Source organism: Anaerobacillus sp. QJM3NY_32, assembly GCF_056173645.1.
In genome coordinates this window covers 2,244,501-2,265,026 of record NZ_CM149684.1, presented here as the reverse complement: position 1 = coordinate 2,265,026, position 20,526 = coordinate 2,244,501, and the positions used below count along the sequence as shown (strand labels likewise).

Below are 20,526 nucleotides of genomic sequence, written 5' to 3'. Positions count from 1 at the left end.
TTGCACTCGATGAAGTCTTACGACGGAGAGTGTTTTTTTATATAGTAAACCATTATTAGGAATTATTATCATACTTAATTTTTAAAGTCTACTTGGACGCTTATCTATACAAAACAAATGTCCATGCATTTACTATATAAAAGGAAGTTTAAGGATGTGCTCTTATGTCAAGAAGTAAATCGTTGTTTCAAGAAGATCACCCCTTATGTGAAAAGCGTCGCCCCCATCAATCAAAGGGAGAGCTGGTAGAAGAAAATATCTGTGGTGTCTTTCGAATTGATCCACTTCTCAATCCTTATGCCCCAATATGGGAGGCGGTTGGAGATATAGGACCAGTATCAGGAACTCTATCAATTTATTACGATGGTGGGGTTTGTGAGGAAGTTGAGGTATTAATAGATCACTGTCATGAACCCGCATTTTATGTGCCAGAGGGGAATACGAGAACGAGAACATATCAACAACTTTATAAAGTAACGATTGTTGCAAGAGATCGTCGAAAAGAAACCGGTTCTATTCATCACCCCCATGGACATAAGAAGCACTCCGTCTGTACGGGACGCTATTGTCTAACTATTTATTACCATGTAAATGGATATAAAAAGAAGTCACATAAGAAACAAGACTGTGTGAACAAAGAGTGTCATGGAGGGTGCTGATCTATTCTATCAGCCCTTTCTATTTTCTTTCAGGCATAAACGATAAAGATCCTCTCGCCCCCACGACAATCCTTTTTGAAATGATTTGACCATTCTCTTCTTCAAAAATGAGATACAATTTATCATCATCAATTTCTGCATTGAGATAGGTAGCAGATGGATAGAGCTCTTTTAAGCTTTCCTCATAATAAACCTTCACAAGATCACCATTTTGATCATAAACGTCCAATCTTGATAATTGATCGTTCGTCATGATGACGTGAAGATAATTGTAACCAGATCTTACGCTTGCTTCCTCACCACTTAATTCGAAAGGTGGATTTGAGCGGTTATAATCGGAAGAAATACCTGAAGCAATCCATAAAAAGAGAAAACAAAGGACAATAATAAATCCTTTCATAATTCATCTCCCATATATAAACATCTATTTTCTAAAAATAAACGTTTTTGTTTACAGTGTATGCTTCCCCCGTTTGAGAGTGTGTCACCTACTATACATAAAAAAGACGCACCGTTAAAGGTGCGTCTTAATTGAATTATTTACCTGCATTTTCAAGTTTCTTTACTTGTTTACTGCGAAGCTGACCGCATGCAGCATCGATATCTGTTCCGTTCTCATGACGGATCACACAGTTAATACCGTTTTTCTTAAGCGTATCATAGAACGCAAGAATCGATTCTTTTTCACTACGCTGATAAGAATGGTCATCAACTGGATTGTATGGAATCAAGTTTACGTAAGAAAGATGACGTTTGTCAGCGAGAAGATTGGCAAGTTGTTTCGCTTCTTCTACGTGATCATTGACGTCTCTCAACATAATATACTCAAACGTAATTCTGCGGTTGGTTTTCTCAAGATAGTAATCAATCGCAGGCATTAATTTTCCAAGTGGATAAGCCTTATTGATTTTCATAATCTTCGTACGCAGCTCATCATTAGGAGCATGTAGAGAAATCGCAAGGTTCACCTGAAGATCTTCATTGGCAAAGTCGTAAATTTGCTTCGCAAGACCACTTGTTGAAACCGTAATGTGGCGCGCGCCAATACAAAGTCCTTTTTGAGAATTAACGATGTGAAGGAAATCCATCATATTATCATAGTTATCGAAAGGTTCACCGATTCCCATAATAACAATATGACTTACGCGTTCTTCTTTCGCCTTTTCATCAAGTGCGTGTTGCACATTCATGATTTGCTCAACAATCTCACCGCTTGTAAGGTCACGGCTCTTCTTAAGAAGTCCACTTGCACAGAAGGAACAACCGATATTACACCCTACTTGTGTTGTTACACAGACAGATTGACCGTAATGGAAACGCATGAGTACCGTTTCAATAACGTTTCCGTCTTGTAATTTGAACAAGAACTTGATCGTACCGTCAGAAGATTCCTGCTTGATTTCTTGAGTTAATGTCTGGATCGCAAAGTTTTCTTCCAAAAGTTTGATACAGTCTTTGTTTACGTTATTCATTTGAGAAAATTCTTTAACACGCTTTTTATAGAGCCAATCCCATACTTGGGAGGCACGGAATTTTTTGTGACCACGTTCTAGCAACCATTCAGTTAGCTGATCAAACGTTAATCCGTATATAGATTCTTTCATTTATAACCCTCTTTTCAATTCTTAGCCATTCAGTCTAATATTACTAGAAGTATAACCAAGTCGCAACCGCTTAGTCCAGAATAGTGAAGTGCATTATTTAAAATAGCGTATGTTTTCAAGAAGCTTCGCTCGTTTACCTATTAGACTGTAACATATAGTGACTACGTTTATAAAACAAAGAAAGACTTCTCCCTTCTGGAAAAGTCTTTAATCGTGTTACTTACAGTAATGGAATAATAACTAAAATGAGTAAATCAAAGAGGATATGTGATAATAATGGCACCCAGAAGTTCTTTGTTTTTTCATAAAGCCATCCCCAGGCCATCCCACCTCCGATTGCAGCTAGTACTAATAAATACGCATCGGAATAAAGATGAGCCGTCGCATATAAAATGGTCGCTATAAGGATGGTGTCTCCCTCTTTGTACTTCTTTAACTGTTGCTGAATATATCCTCGCCAGTAGATTTCTTCTCCAGGAATGACGATCAGAACAAGACTAATGAAATGCCAGGCTTTTACGGGTTGGACCACATCATAAAACCGCTCCATCTCTTCGAATAAAGAGGGATAAACCCACTTGATTCCCTCTATCCCTACATAGGAAAGTATATATAGAAATAAGGCACTAATGACGATATAAAGCCAATGCTTGAACGTGATTTTTTTGAACTTAAGTGCGCCTGTTTTAATACTTAAGAAAATTAAGATGGCTAGTGTTACTGTAAAAACAGGCCAAAATGTTCCTGGGAACCGAACAAAGCTTAAAAAAAGCAGAATATGAGCTAATATAAGTGTGCTAAGGATTATGATTTTCTGATTCATATTTTCATCACCCTATCTTGTTGCCTCTTTTTAACATCCTACCCTGAATGTATCGAACGCATGTTAAATTGAACAGCTTGAATATGTAATGATGTGCTAAAAGTAAAAAGCTAACGAAATATGCTTCGTTAGCTTTTAGGCTATTTGCTTTGCGATTTGCACTTTTCTTGAATGACAGCAAGAGCACTTTCTTTGTCAGGCTGATCACTCTGATGCCAGCGGATTTTTCTTCCGAATTCATCTGCCTTTGCATAAGCATAGATTTTGCCTTCGTATTCCGCCACGCTAATTTCCCAGTAATACGTCACCTCTGCTCCAGTAGGCTGAGTAACTTCGACTGGATAGAAAAAATAATCTACCTTTTTTAGCATATTAGCAGCTCCTTCATTATTGCTTCACAGTTATTTTACCAGATTTTTTATTGTTAGGTTTAATGGTTTACTAGAAGAGTGACTTTTATCACATATGGGGAACTGTATTTCGTATATGCTTATATGTGAAAGATGTCACATATAAGCATATACAAGAAAAGGTGATGAAAATGAATGGACTTCAACTTTTTACAGCATTGACTCCTATTTTAGCGGTGTTTATCTTACTTGTTCTTTTGCGTTTACCTGCAACGAAAGCTATGCCGGGAAGTTTACTCCTCACCGCATTAATGGCCTATGCGATATGGAAAATACCAATGATACAAATGACAGCAGCATTCATTGAAGGATTAATCATAGCTTTGTCGATTATTTGGATTGTATTCGGAGCGATTTTATTATTAAACACGCTACGAAATAGCGGAGCGATTGACGCGATTCGCACGGGATTTATGGGAATATCCATGGATCGAAGGGTTCAGCTAATTATTATCGCCTGGTTATTTGGGGCATTTATTGAAGGAGCAGCGGGATTTGGAACACCAGCAGCCATTGGAGCACCACTCCTTGTAGCATTAGGCTTTCCTCCTCTTGCCGCAGTTGCGATGGCCCTTATTGCTGACAGCAGCCCAGTTTCTTTTGGCGCAGTTGGAACACCAATTATCGTCGGTGTAGATCAAGGACTCCGACAGGGTTCAGCTGTCGCGGATCAAGTAACAGCTTCCATTGGACAGCAATCGATGCCTGAATATTTGCAGGCAGTCACTCAAAGTGCTGTCATGATTGATCTTTTCGTAGGTACTTTTATCCCACTTATTTTAATCATGATGTTAACACGTTTTTTTGGTGAAAACCATTCTTGGAAGGAAGGTCTTTCTTTATGGAAGTTCGCTATATTTGCAGGAGTGAGCTTTACACTGCCCGCATTTATCGTAGCAACCTTCTTAGGACCTGAATTTCCATCCATCATTGGTGGTCTTGTTGGACTCACAATTGTCGTTCCGGCAGCCAAAAGAGGCTTCCTTCTACCTGATGAGGCCTGGAATTTCAACAATGCAAAAGAAACATATGTGAAACCTTCAAAAGCGCTACCTTTGTGGCTTGCGTGGTTGCCCTATTTACTCGTTGCGCTTTTATTAGTGCTAACACGCTTGGACGTATTACCTTTAAAAGGATGGCTAAGGTCGGTTAAAATTGGTTGGAACCAAATTCTAGGTACAGAGATCAGCACTTCGTTTGAACCTTTGTATCTACCTGGAAGCCTATTTATTGTTGTCATAGTAGCTACAGTCTTTCTTCATAAAATGTCTCTAAAATCGGTTAAGAATACAGTAGTAGATTCTATGAAAACGATGGTTGGTACGGTTATTGCACTTGGAACGGCTGTTCCGATGGTTCGGATTTTTATTAACTCAGGAATGAATGGTGCTGATCTTATGAGTATGCCAATGGAGCTAGCGACACTTGTTGCAAATGCGGTTGGTGATGCGTGGCCACTTGTTGCCCCGTTTATCGGTGCTCTCGGTTCATTCATTTCTGGTAGTGCAACATTTAGTAACATGATGTTTTCACTTTTTCAATTTAGCGTAGCTGATCAGCTTCAAATGAATGAACAGCTCGTTCTTTCACTTCAAGTACTTGGAGCAAACGCGGGAAATATGATTTGTGTATTAAACGTTGTTGCAGCTGCTTCTGTTGTTGGCATGGTTGGAAAAGAAGGAACCATTATCCGAATGACACTTGGTCCTATGTTGTTCTATGCTATTGCAACAGGGGGGATTGGATGGATTGCCATTATGCTGCTCTAAGTCTCACTAAAGAACAGCGCCTTCTCAATTGATAGAGAAGGCGCTGTTTCTTTGGTAGTATAATTATTGATCTAGTTTATTAATATCTTCTTCTGCTTTATCAAGCATCATCTGATAATTAAATGTTGTATCTAATTTATTCAAGAATTCATCATACTCACTAAGGTCACGTTGTCCACTTATAAATTTAATCATTTCTTCTTCAGAGAATCGATCAGCATCTGCCGAATTATAGCCCTCTGGATAATCAATATACCCATTTAGAGATTCAATTCGCGGAGCGTCTGCGGAAGCTTCGATATATTCCGTTTGTTTTGAGAATTTCGTTGATAGGTACTCCATTTCAGGTCGACCAGTGAATTGGTAAAGCCAAAAGTAGCCACCCTCTTCAGCCAGTTTGTCCGTTGGAACAATCTTGCCGTCTTCTTTGTTATAATGTTCTCCTTCTATTCCATACTGAACGAGTTTAGAGCCCTCATCAGATGCTACATAGTTAAGAAGTTTAAATATTTTTTCGAGCTTTTCTGGTTGGTCTTCAAGTGCTTTCGGAATAGCATAAAAGCCATTAGCTTGACCTATATCCCACGTTCCTGCTGATTTTCCTGCAGGTCCTTCAATTGCCGTAAGCTGTACCCACTCAGCATCTGGATCTACTGCTTTGTATTGTTCAATATAAGCATCACTCGTTAAATTCGCCCATCCATCAAATAAAATCCCAAATTTACCTTGAAACGCTTTTTGTTGAGGCTCGTTACCTGTATTACTAAAAATTTCAGGGTCCGTTACATCGTTTTCAACAAACTTTGTAACTGCAGTGAGAGCTTCTTTCATATCAGGATCATGAAATGAGTTCACTAATTCACCGTCTTCTTTATAAAAGCTTTTTGGCATTCCTACACCATAAGCACCAAGTATCGGTTGGAAAGCGCTTACTCCTGATCCGGTAAGACCATAAGTATCTTTTTGCCCATTCCCATCTGGATCATCTTCTCGAAAGGCTTTTGCTACTTCATATAAATCATCTACTGTTTTAGGCATTTCCATGTTTAATGCTTCTAACCAATCTTTCCTAACCCAGTACGTATAGAAAGGTATGCTTGCAGGAACAGTCACCGCATAAACTTTATCATTTACCTTCGCTTTTTCAACATTATCTTCTCCAATAAAATCCTCAACTTCCTTAAGGTCGTCCATATAAGGGTCAAGGTCTAGTAGTAAACCTTTGTTAGCATATTCTACTAGAGCAGCTCGACTAACTTGAAACAAATCAGGATAATCCCCTGCCGATAAACGAACGTTTAATTTGTTTTCATAGTCATTAGGATTAACGGAGAGGTTCACAGAATAACCAAGTGCCTCATCTAGTTCTTGCTTAATAACGTCATTTTCTGGGTCAGGTAAGTTTACCCCTTGTCGAATGACTTCTACTTCCTCACTACCAGATTCGCTGTCAGCTCCAGACGATAAGTTACAAGCAGAAAGCAATAATGAAAGAGATAACGCAGGTATAAGGACATGACGCAACTTTTTGCTTTTCATAAAACCTCTCCTTTTTCAATCGTAATAGATGAAGTTCATTTCACTTTTTCCTGAAACCAATCTTTTCTAGTTTATCATAATAATGAATCAGTTCAGCTTTGGATTGATAGGGTTGTCGGGTCAACTTAACGGAAAAATAAAGCTCTGATTATTTAATTAAATCCTCTTCTACATTCGCTTTTAAGGTAAACTAGAGCCTTCACTTCTCACCTTGATCAATTGTGTCTTACCCCCTTTAGTCTGTTTAGCTTTTATTTTTCTAAATTTTCTAAATTAAGTATATAAATAATACAAGCTTATGAGAATAGAATATAGAGTCATTTATTTATACTTTATTTCAACCAAAATCTGGATGGAAATGCAATTGATTGAAAGTTTAGTAGTTCCCCCCTCCCATTTGTAATTTTGAATTTACAAAAAACGTTCTCTCTGTGAGAACGTTTAAAGGATTATCCTAAGTTTTCGATGTTCCAAGTACGAATTGAATAGAATCCAGCATCAAGCTTTTGTTTCTCTTCTAATAGGGTGTTTTGCAACAGTTCCGGAAGCTTCTTAAAAGTCTCGTGATGGACGTCAATTCCTTCATAACTCGAGTAAATGGGAATAGTTACAATTTGTTTATCTAGTGTATCGAAGCAGTGTATACATAGAAATCCAACGCTCCTCATTCGATACGAAAACATAATGCGATATCGTGCTTCGCTCATATTATTCTCTCCTACTATTTTTTTATCAGTATGTACAAAATAGTAGATAAGCAAACCTCTGTTTTACGAGTAGCGAGTCAAGATAGGAGTGTTAGAGCATATTGTTTTTCAATTAGTATACCTGCTGATAAAATTGAAAATGGGTTTTTCTTGAAAGAAAATCTCCCTTTTACACTCTGAATAGAGAAAGAAGATGAAATTATGTCAACTAGTCAAAAAAAATTATCTGATGTTAAATACTCAGTACTAGATTTAGCTCCTGTTATGGATGGAGAAACTATATCCGATGCTTTAGAACGAACAAGAAATCTCGCTCAGCACGTAGAGAAACTTGGCTACAATCGTTTCTGGCTAGCTGAGCACCACAATATGCCCTACATCGCAAGCTCTGCTACATCTGTTGTGATTGGACATGTTGCTGCGGGTACCTCAACCATTCGTGTTGGATCTGGTGGAGTCATGCTTCCAAACCATTCCCCTCTTGTCATTGCTGAACAGTTTGGAACACTAGAATCGCTATTCCCTGGACGGATTGATTTGGGACTTGGACGAGCTCCTGGAACTGATCAGCGTACAGCATTTGCATTAAGACGAGGCACTGGAAGCATGGCTCAGGATTTCCCAGAACAAGTCGCTGAACTTCGCTCATATTTTGATCCTTCTATGAGCCCGGGATCATCTCCAGTACGAGCTATTCCTGGTAAAGGTCTTAACGTACCAACATGGTTATTAGGATCTAGCCTATACAGTGCAGAGCTTGCTGGAAAACTAGGGTTGCCCTATTCTTTCGCAAGTCACTTTTCTCCTAAAAATACAGTTAGTGCGCTCCAAACGTATCACCGAAGTTTTACGCCTTCGAAAGCACTCGATAAACCTTATACGATGGTAGGTGTAAACGTGATTGTGGCAGATACAGATGAAGAAGCAAATTATCTGTCTACGACTTTACAACAGCAATTTTTAAATTTGATTCGTAATCATGAAGCGCCTATTCAACCGCCTGTTGAAAAGCTAAATGCGAGTGAATATGAGCTTGCGGCACTTGATCAGCAGCTAGCTACTTCTATTGTTGGTAGTCCTGAAACAGTCAAACGAAAAATGCAGGAATTTCTTGATGAAACGCAAGCGGATGAAATGATGGTGATCTCTTCTGTATATGATTATGAAAAGCGGAAAAAGTCCTATAAGTTGTTATCAGAATTAACGACTGATTAATCAATTCTCCTATAACACGTGAGTTAAAATGTTCTGGTGTTTGCAAATAACGTTATTTCTTTGAAACCCGAACGAAGTTTAATTAATAGTAAGTCATAGTTAAGATTTGTCTTTACATTGATTTGAGTGCTGGTTTATAATACCAATCATAACCTGAATAAGAACATCACTCATATAACCGCAAGAATATGGCTTGCAAGTTTCTACCGGATCACCTTAAATGATTCGACTATGAGTGAGCAACCATCAGTTTAATTACTGTAGACTCTTTCTTTATCTATATTCCCGGAGGCATGTTGCTCACTCTTCTGTGAGCAACGATGTTCTTCGGGTTTTTGTATTGAAGGAGGAATTTATATGGAAAATTTAATGAACAAAATTAGTCAGGAAGGTTTAGCTTTATCTGACGCTGTCTTAAAAGTAGATTCATTCTTAAATCATCAAGTGGATCCAGTACTTATGAAGGAAATTGGTGAGACATTTGCGAGTAAATTTCAAAGAGACTCCATTACAAAAGTCGTTACACTTGAATCATCTGGTATTGCACCAGCTGTTTTTGCTGCCCTCACCCTTAATGTACCGCTTATTTTTGCTCGAAAGCGAAAGTCGCTCACATTACAGGAGGACTTGTTAACGGCAGATGTATATTCTTTTACTAAAGAAGAAACGAATACAATCACCATTTCGAGTAAATTTTTAAATGAAGAAGATCACGTTCTTGTTATTGATGACTTCCTTGCAAATGGCCAAGCTGCTGAAGGTCTCATAGAAGTTGTTTCTAAGTCAGGTGCTTCGGTAGCTGGAATTGGTATTGTTATTGAAAAGGCATTTCAAGATGGCGGGAAACGCCTTCGCTCAAAAGGGATTAGGGTGGAATCGTTAGCGAAAATCGCTAAACTAGAAGCTGGAAAAGTCACCTTTGTGAATGAGGGAAGTTTCGTATGAATAGCCTGAAATATTTATCACTAGGCATTCAACATGTTCTTGCCATGTATGCAGGAGCTGTCGTTGTACCACTCATTGTAGGAGGGGCCCTGGGGTTAAGTGGAAAGGAACTCACTTATCTTGTCTCAATTGATATTTTTATGTGTGGAATGGCTAGTATTCTACAAGTATGGAAAAATCGTTTCTTCGGTATTGGCTTGCCGGTAGTACTTGGTTGTACCTTTACCGCAGTTGGTCCAATGATTGCGATCGGTGGAACATATGGTATTACTGCCATTTACGGAGCCATTCTCGCTGCAGGTTTATTCGTGATCTTAATCTCACCTATTTTCAGCAAATTAATAGCATTCTTTCCACCGGTTGTGACTGGTTCAGTCGTCACCATCATCGGAATTACCTTGATTCCCGTTGCTATGGGGAATATAGCAGGTGGGGAAGGTTCGGTTGATTTTGGATCATTACAGAATATTAGTCTTGGATTTGGTACGCTTCTCTTTATTGTGTTATTGACTCGATTCTTTAAAGGGTTTATCCGTTCAGTTGCCATCTTAATAGGACTTGCAGTTGGTACGATCGTTGGCGGATTCATGGGGATGGTTGACCTAACACCTATTAAAGAAGCTAGCTGGTTTCATTTAATTCAACCGCTCTATTTTGGGGTACCTACATTTGAATGGACGGCTATCTTGACGATGATTCTCGTTGTTCTTGTAAGCCTTGTAGAATCTACAGGTGTATACTTTGCTTTAAGTGATATTTGTGATGAAAAACTGACTGAGAAAGATGTGAGAAACGGCTACAGAGCAGAAGGCCTAGCGATTGTATTAGGTGGATTATTTAACGCATTTCCTTATACGACCTATTCACAAAATGTGGGGTTAATTCAACTATCTGGTGTCAAGAAGAAGCAAATTATTTATCTCGTTGGTTCAATGCTGATTTTGATCGGTTTAGTGCCAAAAATCGGTGCTGTCACAACTATTATCCCGCCACCAGTCCTTGGTGGAGCTATGATTGTTATGTTTGGTATGGTAATGGCTTATGGCATTAAAATGCTTTCTCGCGTAGACTTTCAATCTCAAGAGAACCTCTTTATCATTGCTTGTTCGATTGGAGTTGGTCTAGGTGTTACAGCGGCTCCATCTGTTTTTGAAAAACTGCCACAAAGCCTTCAAATTCTAACAGACAATGGGATTGTAGCAGGTAGTTTAACGGCAATTACATTAAATATTGTTTTTCACGTATTTAGAAAAGAAAAAACAACTTCCTCTTCTCTCGTTCAATCCAAAGCTTCATAAAACAACAAGCCTGGATTCGAATAACTCATTCGAATCCAGGCTTGCTTTTTGATAATGATGAAATTTTAGCTATTTTTCTTTACTAATTTAATATAGTCAATATTTAAAGGGGAAAGTAAGTTGTTCATATAAATGACATGTTCACCTGCTTCAAGTTCAAATAGAAGCGGCTGGTTATCTAAAGTACCCAATCGTACATCTTCCCAATTCTCCCATCCATATGTGGAAGGAAAATGAAAGCTATTCGTTGGGCCGTCGTCTACCTTAAATTCTCGATAAGCATTCGGCATATCAGTGGAATAGCGTACAATCGCCTTGTAAGTTCCTCCATCTGGAACCGTGATTTTCCATTTCAACCAGTGGTTCTCATGATCCCAGTTTTTCAGAGCTAATCCTTCTGATGCTCCGGCTTTTGGAGTGATTACGACCTCTCCACCCCCCTGATCAACAAAATCTTCGCCCTCTACAATAACTCCTTCATCTGCAGAGGTTATGGAAACTTCTCCAGTAACTTCTGGTTCTGTTTGCTGCTCTTTAAAGATAGGTTCTACATGTGAATAAAGCTGTGCTACTTCTTTCGGATTCCCACCATCCGTCAAAATAAATTGATCATTATTTTTAACGGATATAGTAAGCTGGTTTTTCTGATTCATTTTCAACTTTTTCATTTTCTCTTTTTCTTCATCATACATCCATACTTTTGTCTGTGGCTTTATCAAATCACCTGAAAGAGTGATCACATTGTCAGAACCTTGATAGTCAATTCGAAAGTTTTCATCCATCTTACTAAGTTCGATACTTCCCTCTTGATCTAGTGTTAGGTTGGTTTCACCCAAACTAAGATAAGTTCCTTCCTGAAGTGAAAGCCCTATTGGTTTATGATCATTTAATGAATGTCTTGTCATAGCGAAAGCACCGTCGGATTCCATTTCGTTCATCTTCTTTTGTTCTAATTTGTTTCCAATGATAATGGCATCTTCAAAATCCAAACTAGAAACAGTAACACCTTTAGCAAATTGATCGCTCACTACAGGGACTTCCATGACATTTACTTTTTCATTTTCTTCCTCGTAAGGTTGAATGACAGAAACAAAATCAGTTTTTCTTGCCGATCTACGTGGCATCAACATTTCAGTGAAGACATTTCCGGTATAGATAGATGTTTGTTCTTCACCTAGCATCGTAAGGGTAAAAAACTGATCGTCTTTTTGATAGGTTGCTTCCCATAGCTCGTCTGATATCCCCTTCTCCAAACTATTCAAATGTTGATAGCCGCCTTTATCTCGAAGTTGATCGACATTACTTCGATCGTCAACAGTGATATCCTTTAAGTCTCCATCTATATGGAAAGGAAGATCGTACGTATGATTGTCTTCACTTTCAGCATGAAACCAATCTAGCACATACTCATCTAACATCGTAGTGGTACGTTCCATGGCAACCCCTTCATAAACTGCCTCAGTTATTGCACGGGTTTGCTTCACAACTGGACCAATGAAGTCATGTTCTAAGTAACCTGAAGAAGGGTTTCCTGGTTCATCAGCTTGCCATAAATATGTTGAGTCCCCCTGCGGATACTGGCTCGTTTGATCAACAACGAGTGTATTATGGGCTAGCGTTTGTTTCGCCCAGCTCACATGCATAGGATTGTCATACCCAAGGGAACCAGCATCTTTCAGCCACATTTTCGAATCAGCATACATCATAATGCCTAATTTATCTGCATGAAGGTGTCCATTTGGAGTTCCGGGAGGACTATAAAAAAGACTAACATTCATCGCTTCCTCAGCCGGTTTATGATTGCGGATAATCGTTAAACCGGAATCTCGATAAAAGGTGCTCCCGTTCTTATTTTCCCCTTCTGGAGCAAAGACATTTGTACCAATAGAAAAATCAGCAGAAGAAAGATCTTTATCTGCAAATAATATCGCCCAAGGCTCTGTGAGTGAACCTTCACGATTTTCTCCAACGGATTGTTTAATCAGCCAGGCGTATTTTGGGTCTTGATAGTAATGGAAGCCAATTTCATATATCATTTTTGATTGTAATGTTTTATATGCAGCGTTTCCGATTGCAGGGCGAGCCATATTTCCAAACGTATAATTCATTAATGAATCGAGCATTTCTTTAATAGCATATTGCTCACCATTTTTCACATGAAATAAGTCTTGATTCGATTGATAGAGCGGAACAGAAAGGTACATAAGGGGTTTAATTGCATATTCATGATACGTACTTGGACCTTCCCACCATAGACCATCTTGACGGATTCCTTCCGAAAGCTGCTTTATTGCCCCATGCTTTTGATCATTGATAACTTGATCAAGGCGTGACATGTCTTTCAAAACGAGTGCTGCATTACCGATCGCAGCATTATGCCAGACCTGCCAATTGGAGAGACCTCGTTGGTAGCGATCAATTACTTCTATTGCGTTTTTCAATACATTCTCTTCTACTTTATATCTCTCATTATCATCTAGAAAAGGATGCATCATATCGTATACCCAAGCTATATTGATCAACCATTCCGATTCTTCAAGAGTTTGTGCTGTAAGTCTCCCATCATAACTTCCTGTCAGGGGATAATCGGGGTAATGATCTGCGTATTCTTTCATTATCGTAATGGCAGCTTCTTTGTATTTATCATCCTCTGTTATCCAATAAACGAGTCCGGCATCTCTTGCGATTTCTCCTAAATGCAAGTGAAGGTTATTCTTAGTAGGCGGGAGTGAAAATTCCCCTGTGGTTCGTTGGACTGCTTCATCTGCGTTTTTCTGTAAGTCTTTAAATGCATCTTCTGCATATGCTTCTGTTTCTATTTTAGCTTTTAGTTCGTCTATGTCATTTTCACTAAAATACAAATAAGGATGATCAAGACTTATTGGTTCATCTTGGACTTTAGGGAGAATATCTTTTTGTTTAGCAGTTATGAAATCGCTCTCATTTCCTTCCGCATCAACGACAGTCATGGCGAAATACTCATCAGTAATGTCTTCATTCATCCAAAGTGAAGGATGTTGAGCTTGATCTTCCGCTACAAGAGTGGCCTCGTTTAAATTTTCAATTTTATTTGGAGAAGAATAAATTCTGATGAACTCAAGGCGCGATTCTGGAGATAATCCCCACGTTCCTACAGCGCCATTTTCTATATGAGTAAGGACGCTAAATGCCTCTGGCTTAGATGGTGGTTCGACGTTTGTGATTTCAACTGATGCAGTATTGGATTGACTACTTTCCTTTGTGGCTTTCATTATTGCTTCTATCTTATAAAAATAGGTAGCACCTAAGGAAGTTCTCGAGTCGATCCATTCGTTTGTTTCACTCTTATTTAATAGATGTTCCTCATCAAGTGGAAACTCCTCTTCTGTGCTTCGATAAATGTTATATGTTAAAAGGTCATTATATCCGGGAGGGACATCCCATTTTAACTTGACAGCTCCTGTTGTGATTGTCGTTGCTTGAAACGCACTGATATCAGGTGGCTCATCATAGTTCACTTTTACTAATTGCATATCATCAATCCACGCTTTCCCATTTCGACTATCCATCATTGGTTCAATGGATAATGTAACCGTGTTTTTAGGGACGTTCAGGAGTTTAGTTATTTTTGTCCATTCATTTGAACCTTCCCTTGCTCCAACCAAAATCATGCCTGACGTATTTTGCCATGTCTCATTTTTGAATTGAATACGTACGGCCATAGACCCTGAACCTTCATTAATATCTTCCGTCTTCATCCAATAAGATAGTGCGTATGTTGTTTCCGCTTGTATCGGAACTCTTTGAACGAGTGACGTTCTATCATCAGGATTTGTATTGTGTAGATAAGCAGATTGTGTTCCTTCCTTCACCTGATCTGTAACAAGCTTTATTTCTCCATTTCCCTTCGGCTTCCACGTACTCCACTTCGGAGGGACGGAGCCAGGATCACCATCCTCAAATGCTCCATTTAGAATATAATTAGCCTGACCGATCTCTACTGTAAATGAGGCGGTTAACGCGCCAGATGCTGTTGTGGCTATAATCGTTGCGAAACCATTGTTTAAACCTTTCACTAGTCCTGTTTGATTAACTTCTGCAACAGTGTTGTCAGAACTAGTCCATGTAACTTCCTTATTTGTAGCGTTCTCAGGTAATACTGTTGCTTCTGCTTGGAATGTTTCATCAATTTCCATTGCTTTATAAGAAGTATTCAATTCTAGTTTTGTTGGAAGTATATTAGTAGTTGGTACAACTTGAACGTCATCGATCAATATTTGCCCTGTCCCGTTTTCAAGAAAATTCTCGATGCGTATTTTTGTGATGTTTGAAGGGATATCAAGCGTTAGGGAGGCTTGCTCCCAATCGGTTGTTCCCTTCCCTTCAAACAGCGTGAATTCTTTACTTCTTTGCCCATCCGCTTTATAGAAGGATACTCTTATATAGGCTCCCTTTGAAGAGGATTGAACATTGCTAAGCTTAATCCACTCAGAAATTTGATAACTTTCCCCTGGCTCCACAAGAATATCTTGATACACCGAGGCGCGAGCATTTTCATCAGGACTTTGAATAGATAGTGCGTGACTTCCATCAATCGACGAGTCAGTAATAGCTTCAATCGTTGGGTTTCCAGAGGCTTTCCATACTCCCCATTTGTTCAATGAACCATTCGAATCTTCAAAGCTACCATTACGAATCATGTTGTTTTCTTCTGCATGAAGCGATGATGAAACAAGTAAGGAGATAACTAAGGTCAAGACGGCTAGTAAAGAGTATCCAAACGGTTTCTGCATAATATCCTCCCAATTAGTGGATTGGTTGACGGATCAACTTATGCTATTTGCTCTCTTGAAGTGATCGATTTGCTATTTGTCCTCTACATATCGTTAATTGCACATTCATATGTTCATCAAGTACGATTAAGTCAGCATCTTTATTCACTTCTATACTTCCTTTTCTCTTCCAGATACCTAATTCTCTCGCTGCGTTTTCAGATGTCATCTTCATAAGGTCATACATGGAACAATGAGTAAATTCCAGCATGTTTCGGGCAGCTTCGTTCATTTTTAGTATGCTTCCAGCTAAACTGCCAGAGCTCTTTAGTATGGCTTTATGATCTTTTACTTCCACTTCCTGACCACCTAAATCATAGATGCCCTCGTTTAAGCATTTAGCCCTCATCGCGTCTGTGATTAAAAGAAGTCCTTCTGCTCCCTTGAGCCGATAAGTTAAATCTACGATATCTTTAGAAACATGAATCCCATCTACGATGATTTCAGCTAAAATGTTTTGATTTAATAGAATGGCACCAGCCGAACCTGGGTCCCGATGATGAAGGCCGTTCATTCCATTAAAAAGGTGTGTCGCGTGTCGAATGCCTAAGTTAACAGCGTGGGATAGTTGTACAAAATTAGCTTCGGAATGACCAACTGAAGCGATCATCCCATTTTCATATAAATACCTCGTTAATTCTGATTGATCATCGAGCTCAGGAGCAAGTGTGACAAGCTTTATTAAATCATTTGCGAGAGATTGGTAGTGTTTGAATGTTGAAACATCAGGTCTAATAATGGAGGAAGTAGGTTGAGCACCGGCACGGTTTTGATTAATGAATGGTCCTTCTAGGTGAATCCCAATCATTTCAGCTTGGCCAGGATGGTTATTTTTTTGATGATAAGTAGCAGCATTTCTTAATGCATGTTCAATATTTGAAGAGGGGTTCGTCATCGTTGTAGCTAGAAAGCTAGTCGTACCCTCTAAGGGAAGAGTCTTGGCAATCGTTGTTAAGGCTTCAGGGGTACTATCCATGACGTCTGAACCTGCTGCACCATGAATGTGGACATCGATCATACCTGGTAGAATAGCGTATTGGGAAGGGAGATCTATCACTTGATCAACCGGTAAATCTCTTGAAATATCTGAACCGATACCGGTGATTTTATCATTTTCAATGAGAATAGTATTTTCTTGACGATTTGGATTAGGAGTGTAAACTTTTCCTCCTCTAAGTAAGATGCGTTGCAACTTCTCACCCCCTTCCGTTTAGAGCAACTTACTACCGAGCCATCCAACCGCCATCGACAATTAACGTATGTCCGTTCATGTAATTAGAAGCCTCAGAAGCTAGGAAAATAGCTGCGCCTGTTAAGTCCTCCGCTTCTCCCCATCTTCCAGCAGGGATGCGCTCTAAGATAGATTGGTTGCGTTTCTCATCTTCTCGAATGGCTTTTGTATTATTTGTGGCAATGTAGCCTGGCGCAAGGCCATTTACCTGAATTCCATCCTTTGCCCATTCATTCGAAAACGCTTTTACTAAACCGTTAACAGCGTGTTTGCTTGCTGTGTATGCTGGTACATACACTCCTCCTTGATATGATAGTAAAGACGCAATATTAATGATTTTCCCTTCCTTTCGTTCAAGCATCGGACGAGCAAGGTGTTGAGTAAGAAGGAATAAGGCATTGACGTTCGTGTTCATCACAGCATTCCAGTTGTCTATTGAATAATTAGAAGCCTCTTCTCGTCTAATGATCCCAGCGTTATTAACCAAGATATCGATTTGGAATTGACTTAATAGATCTTCACAATATGCTGGAAGTGATTCAACATCCTCTAAATCAATAATTACTTGATGAGCACTCCCACCTCCTTCCTCAATCAGTTGCGTTGTTTCATCTAAGTTATTTCGATGACCAAGTAGTATGAGCTTTGCCCCTGCTTTTGAATAAGCCACGGCGATTGCTTGACCAATTCCTCCAGCTGCTCCTGTGACGAGTGCTGTTTTCCCTTCTAATGAAAACCGATCTAAGTATCCCATCATTGGCCTCCTATTTTAAGTCTTTCATATCAATAAAGTCCATATCCGTAAACGTGTAGTTCTCTCCAGCCATAGCCCAAATAAACGTATAGCTTGAAGTTCCAGCACCGCTATGGATGGACCAGGATGGGGAAATGACTGCTTGTTCATTAGAAACGAGCAAATGCCTTGTTTCGTCTGGTTCTCCCATGAAATGAAAAACACGTCCTTCTTCAGGCATATCAAAATACAAATAGATTTCACTTCGGCGATCATGAATGTGAGCTGGCATCGTGTTCCACATATTATGAGGCTCTAGCATTGTCATCCCTAGCATGAGTTGGCAGCTTTGAATTCCTTCTGCGTGAACGTATTTGTAAATCGTTCGTTCATTTGACTCTTTAATAGAACCGAGGTGGTTAGGCTCCGCGTCTTTAATCGCTAATTTCTGAGTAGGATATTCTTTATGAGCTAGTGTAGAGACAAAATAAAACTTCGCTGCACTCTCGGCGTTACCAGGATAAAACGTAACGTTTTCCTTGCCTTTTCCTATGTAAAGACAATCACGCTTATCGAGTTCAAACGTTTCTTGATCAACCTGAACAGTTCCATGCCCACCGATGTTAATGATCCCGATTTCTCGACGTTCTAGAAAATAAGATGTTTTTAATGTCTCTGTTGCGGATAGCGAAAGTCCTTCCTGACTTGTTGGAATAGCTCCTCCGATCACCATACGATCGTCATGAGCATAAAGCATATTGATTTCCCCTTCAGTAAAAACCCTCTCCATCATATACCGTTCTCTTAATTGATCTGTTGTATAGTGTTTGGCTTCTGTCGGGTTTGTTGCATGTCTGATTTCCATATTTTCATCTCCCATAAATGTTATTTTTGAACTTCTTTTTGATCCATTCTACGAAAAACAAGATTCGCTACCCACATGAGTAGAAAGGCAAGCCAGCTAAAGCTGAAAATCGGTAATAACCCTGGAACTAATAAAAGGACATAATAGAAGGCAATCATGATTGCCCCCATCATCAAAGCATGTAACGGATAAGATAATGCAATGATGGCCGCGTATTTGATAACTTTAAGGGCTGATAATTTATATTGAACAAAAACAGGAGCAACAAAAAGCGCTGTCAAGCTATACAAAAATATGATTGTTAAGGTAAAGAGGTAGCATATGAGGAAAAATACTCCTTCATAGCCTCTGAACAGGGTTAAATTAAAGAGCAATAACCCTCCCACGATCGTCGTCAACCAGCCAACAAGATTGGCCTTTATAAATTCTTGTTTATAGGTAGTCCAAAACTCAGGGAAAACAGGAACATCTGTCTCTCCGAGTTGCCAGCGGCGTACGACTGCAAACATGCCTATTGTTGCAGGGAAAATTCCTGCGACCAAAAGCCCAACAATCGAGAATACGAGCCATAGACATTGAACGTATACAAGACGAGCGACCCATTCTGTAATGCGATAAAATTTGCCCCATAAGCCATTTAATTCAACCATTCAGATACACCTCTTTATCCTTCTTTTTCTCGTGATGTTTAGTTAAGTCATACCTGTGCTTTGTGCCTTTTCAGATCCAACTCGCTGAGTGACCTGTACCACTTTTCCTCCAGCCCGAATGGATTCTGACGCCGCACAACCAACTGCGACACTCATTCTTCCAGCATAAGGAGTTGTGAGCGGTTGTTTATTATGAAGAACAAGATTTACAAAATCCTGACATATGACTGGATCGGCTCCACCATGACTTCCCTCTGCCGTCTTTATGTCGTACGTTTGATCAGCATATTCATGCCAGGTGTTAGATTTTCTCGTCTTCACATATACTTTTCCATCCGGTTCGGAGTTTTCAATTCTTCCTTTTGTGCCAATAAACGTATAGTTGCGTTGATAATCTGGGGTGAAATGACACTGTAAATAAGAAGCTTTAATGCCACCTTCTAATTCCATAATGACCATGTTATTGTCTTCTACATCCACTTCATTGCGAAAAGCGCATTGATTCAATGGAGTAGTGCTAAATTCCGTGCAGTCATGTTTTTGATCACAAGTGGGACACGTAAGATTGTTATTTTTTTCTCCTCCGAAGAAATCAAGGCTACCAAATGCTGAGACTTTTTTGGTGTAACTTCCTGTTATCCAGTGGATAATATCTAAATCATGAGAACCTTTTTGGAGTAAAAGAGAATTCGTATTTGCAGAGTTAGCGTGCCAGTCATGGTAGTAATACTCTCCACCTAACCCTACAAAATGGCGAACCCAAACGGCTTTAATGTCACCTATTACACCAGAGTCAACAATTCCTTTCATCGTTCGAAACATATTCATGTACCTCATATTAAACCCGATCATAAGATGCTTCTCTGACTTCTCCCACTCATCGAGAATACGATCGCACCCCTCCACTGAAATGGCTAATGGTTTCTCGCAATACACGTGTTTTCCTGCTCTAAATGCTGCAATGGCATGTTCCTCATGTAAGTGATCAGGTGTTGTAATAGCAACGGCATCCACGTCTTGTCGTTCCAAAAGTTCCTTATAATTTGTCGTAATAAATGTTTCTTTGTTTATGTCTTCTTGAAAGGCTTTTAATCTAGAGATGGATAGATCTGCTGCTGCTACAACAACAGATTCTCCATCCGGCTGATGCCAATATTTTGCAATAGAACTTCTTAATCCAATACCGATTAATCCAATTCTTACTTGTTTCATTGTTTCTCCCCTACGAGTATGGCATTCATTCTATGTTCTGCTTCTGACATGATCG

The 20,526-nt window shown here is 39.3% G+C and carries 17 protein-coding genes and 1 riboswitch; of the genes, 5 read left to right on the top strand and 12 right to left on the bottom strand.

Annotation, left to right across the window (positions count from 1 at the left end):
* The first annotated feature begins 164 nt into the window (after window positions 1–164).
* Window positions 165–659, top strand: coding sequence for an S-Ena type endospore appendage (locus tag AC0VYH_RS11930; RefSeq protein ID WP_475372563.1), 495 nt, complete (start codon window positions 165–167; stop codon window positions 657–659).
* Between the two features lie 19 nt (window positions 660–678).
* Here AC0VYH_RS11930 and AC0VYH_RS11925 read toward each other — a convergent pair whose 3' ends face one another.
* The 4 genes from AC0VYH_RS11925 to AC0VYH_RS11910 form a co-directional block, all read right to left on the bottom strand.
* On the bottom strand, window positions 679–1,059 hold the full coding sequence (locus AC0VYH_RS11925; protein ID WP_475372562.1) for a hypothetical protein: 381 nt from the start codon (window positions 1,057–1,059) through the stop codon (window positions 679–681).
* A gap of 136 nt (window positions 1,060–1,195) precedes the next feature.
* Window positions 1,196–2,263 (bottom strand): dual-specificity RNA methyltransferase RlmN, encoded by a 1,068-nt coding sequence (gene rlmN / locus AC0VYH_RS11920; RefSeq protein ID WP_226613275.1) that lies wholly within the window; start codon window positions 2,261–2,263, stop codon window positions 1,196–1,198.
* Between the two features lie 220 nt (window positions 2,264–2,483).
* Window positions 2,484–3,086: a CPBP family intramembrane glutamic endopeptidase gene (locus AC0VYH_RS11915; protein WP_475372561.1), complete on the bottom strand. Its 603-nt coding sequence runs from the start codon at window positions 3,084–3,086 to the stop codon at window positions 2,484–2,486.
* 140 nt (window positions 3,087–3,226) lie between these two features.
* Window positions 3,227–3,457 carry a hypothetical protein gene (locus AC0VYH_RS11910; RefSeq protein WP_194221742.1) on the bottom strand — a complete coding sequence of 77 codons (231 nt, stop codon included), beginning with the start codon at window positions 3,455–3,457 and terminating at the stop codon, window positions 3,227–3,229.
* Window positions 3,458–3,627: 170 nt separating this feature from the next.
* Between AC0VYH_RS11910 and AC0VYH_RS11905 the strand changes: the two genes are divergently transcribed.
* A complete protein-coding gene (locus AC0VYH_RS11905; RefSeq protein WP_475372560.1) occupies window positions 3,628–5,265 on the top strand; it encodes an L-lactate permease in 1,638 nt (545 codons plus the stop codon).
* Between the two features lie 63 nt (window positions 5,266–5,328).
* Here AC0VYH_RS11905 and AC0VYH_RS11900 read toward each other — a convergent pair whose 3' ends face one another.
* Window positions 5,329–6,804, bottom strand: coding sequence for an extracellular solute-binding protein (locus tag AC0VYH_RS11900; RefSeq protein WP_475372559.1), 1,476 nt, complete (start codon window positions 6,802–6,804; stop codon window positions 5,329–5,331).
* Window positions 6,805–7,253: 449 nt separating this feature from the next.
* Window positions 7,254–7,511 carry a hypothetical protein gene (locus AC0VYH_RS11895; RefSeq protein WP_283154203.1) on the bottom strand — a complete coding sequence of 86 codons (258 nt, stop codon included), beginning with the start codon at window positions 7,509–7,511 and terminating at the stop codon, window positions 7,254–7,256.
* Between the two features lie 201 nt (window positions 7,512–7,712).
* On the opposite strand from AC0VYH_RS11895, the gene AC0VYH_RS11890 reads away from it, so the two are divergent.
* From AC0VYH_RS11890 to AC0VYH_RS11880, 3 genes are all read left to right on the top strand, one after another.
* Window positions 7,713–8,726: an LLM class flavin-dependent oxidoreductase gene (locus tag AC0VYH_RS11890; protein WP_194221738.1), complete on the top strand. Its 1,014-nt coding sequence runs from the start codon at window positions 7,713–7,715 to the stop codon at window positions 8,724–8,726.
* Between the two features lie 150 nt (window positions 8,727–8,876).
* Window positions 8,877–8,978: riboswitch (purine riboswitch) on the top strand.
* Window positions 8,979–9,083: 105 nt separating this feature from the next.
* The gene (locus AC0VYH_RS11885; RefSeq protein ID WP_194221737.1) at window positions 9,084–9,671 is read left to right on the top strand and encodes a xanthine phosphoribosyltransferase; all 588 of its coding nucleotides are present in this window, start codon (window positions 9,084–9,086) and stop codon (window positions 9,669–9,671) included.
* Window positions 9,668–10,969 carry a nucleobase:cation symporter-2 family protein gene (locus tag AC0VYH_RS11880; RefSeq protein WP_475372558.1) on the top strand — a complete coding sequence of 434 codons (1,302 nt, stop codon included), beginning with the start codon at window positions 9,668–9,670 and terminating at the stop codon, window positions 10,967–10,969. Before AC0VYH_RS11885 ends, AC0VYH_RS11880 begins: the two co-directional genes overlap by 4 nt.
* Before the next feature lie 65 nt (window positions 10,970–11,034).
* On the opposite strand, the gene AC0VYH_RS11875 is transcribed toward AC0VYH_RS11880, so the two are convergent.
* Genes AC0VYH_RS11875 through AC0VYH_RS11850 form a run of 6 tightly spaced genes read right to left on the bottom strand, consistent with a single transcriptional unit; the run spans window position 11,035 to window position 20,471 of the window.
* On the bottom strand, window positions 11,035–15,741 hold the full coding sequence (locus tag AC0VYH_RS11875; protein WP_475372557.1) for a carbohydrate binding domain-containing protein: 4,707 nt from the start codon (window positions 15,739–15,741) through the stop codon (window positions 11,035–11,037).
* A 43-nt stretch (window positions 15,742–15,784) separates the two neighbouring features.
* Window positions 15,785–16,972 (bottom strand): N-acetylglucosamine-6-phosphate deacetylase, encoded by a 1,188-nt coding sequence (gene nagA / locus AC0VYH_RS11870; RefSeq protein ID WP_475365247.1) that lies wholly within the window; start codon window positions 16,970–16,972, stop codon window positions 15,785–15,787.
* Window positions 16,973–17,003: 31 nt separating this feature from the next.
* The gene (gene kduD, locus AC0VYH_RS11865) at window positions 17,004–17,765 is read right to left on the bottom strand and encodes a 2-dehydro-3-deoxy-D-gluconate 5-dehydrogenase KduD (protein ID WP_283154206.1); all 762 of its coding nucleotides are present in this window, start codon (window positions 17,763–17,765) and stop codon (window positions 17,004–17,006) included.
* Between the two features lie 10 nt (window positions 17,766–17,775).
* Window positions 17,776–18,609, bottom strand: coding sequence for a 5-dehydro-4-deoxy-D-glucuronate isomerase (kduI, locus tag AC0VYH_RS11860; protein WP_430245344.1), 834 nt, complete (start codon window positions 18,607–18,609; stop codon window positions 17,776–17,778).
* 20 nt (window positions 18,610–18,629) lie between these two features.
* Entirely contained in the window at window positions 18,630–19,259 is a 630-nt protein-coding gene (locus AC0VYH_RS11855; protein ID WP_475365246.1) for a YesL family protein, read from the bottom strand.
* Window positions 19,260–19,301: 42 nt separating this feature from the next.
* A complete protein-coding gene (locus AC0VYH_RS11850) occupies window positions 19,302–20,471 on the bottom strand; it encodes a Gfo/Idh/MocA family protein (protein WP_475365245.1) in 1,170 nt (389 codons plus the stop codon).
* Between the last annotated feature and the right edge of the window lie 55 nt (window positions 20,472–20,526).